We start from the raw sequence: 1,202 nt of genomic DNA, 5'->3' as shown, positions 1-1,202 counted from the left end.
GCGCGCCTGCTTTGGGAGCAGGATGTCGGGAGTTCGAATCTCTCTACCCCGACCACCTTTTTTATTGGCCAGCATCATGCTGGCTTTTTTTTATATGTGTTTTCTGTCATCCTTGCCTTGGGGCAGCCCAGACAGACGCTATTCCTGGCCTGCCTTCTGAAAAAAGCATTTCAAGCCATCAATTGCTCTATTAAAGTCACTTCATTATCCGTCAATGGTGTCTGCAGACAATTCAGGTCCTGTTGCATGTGTTCTGCATCACTGGTTCCAGTCAAGACAATCATCCCCATTTTTAATGCGGCCTGAAAAATAACCTGTGGTCCGGTTAATCCGGTTCTGGCCATGATGGCCAGAAATTCAGGCTTTTCGAACAGTCGGGTGTTGGCTGTCAGTAAAGAGAACCCCTGGTAAAGAATGTCATGTCGATGGCATAGCTCCCGTATGTTCGCATCCCATCCGGTTCTGGCAAAGCAGCGGTTCTGCACCAGCATGGGTTTGATCGCTGCATGGTGGCTCAGGTACTCCAGCTGGTCGTGATTGACATTGCTGACCCCCAGAAGTTTGATATGGCCAGACCGGTAGAAGTCTTCCATTGCCTCCCAGACGGCAAGATCCCGGTCACTGAGTCCATGGGACCGGGATGGGCCATGCAGCAGATAAGCATCAAGATAATCCGTGTTCAAGTGCTCCAGTGATGAGAGGAAGGACTGCTCGACCTGGACTCTGGTATCGGCTTCAGGATTGTAGGGCAGGCGGTTGTCTTGCCCTTCAGCGTAGGTGAATTTAGTCTGCAGGTAGAGATCTTCACGGCACTTGCCACTGGTTTGGTAGAAGTTCTGCAACGCTTCCCCAACCCCTTCTTCAAAATAATGTTTGCGCTGGTTGGCAGTGTCTATTGCTGTGAAGCCGTTATTCAGGGCTTTCAGCGTCAGCTCTGACGTGGCTTGTTCTTTCCAGGCCGTGCCATAGATAAAACGGGGAGCATGGGTATCGTGAAGCGTAAATGGATTGTTTTCAGGCCCTTCGGTCATCTCCTTGCCTCCATTTGATTTTGTTGAGTGGAAAACATTGATCTGACACTCACCGCCCTATCGGGCGAGGGTTCTTGATCGCTCAAGAACGTTTCTGTTTCACCGTTCGTTGCCCAGAGAACAGCTTGGTTATCGCATAAAAGTTCCCGTAGTGAGAACTTTTACGGTGAC

1 protein-coding gene is annotated in these 1,202 nt (G+C 50.2%); it reads right to left on the bottom strand.

The genetic code is table 11. From position 1 onward, the window contains the following. Positions 1-170: 170 nt before the first annotated feature. Positions 171-1,031 carry an aldo/keto reductase gene (locus KDK13_RS12035; RefSeq protein ID WP_257285215.1) on the bottom strand — a complete coding sequence of 287 codons (861 nt, stop codon included), beginning with the start codon at positions 1,029-1,031 and terminating at the stop codon, positions 171-173. Positions 1,032-1,202: the final 171 nt, after the last annotated feature.

Source organism: Endozoicomonas sp. SESOKO1, from assembly GCF_024606265.1.
GTDB lineage: Bacteria > Pseudomonadota > Gammaproteobacteria > Pseudomonadales > Endozoicomonadaceae > Endozoicomonas.
Note: the sequence above shows the minus strand (reverse complement) of the source record. Positions and strands in the feature narration are given on the sequence as shown.

Excerpts from the sequence above, each read along its gene's own strand:
- KDK13_RS12035 (WP_257285215.1), bottom strand. The coding sequence starts at position 1,031 with ATGACCGAAGGGCCTGAAAACAATCCATTTACGCTTCACGATACCCAT.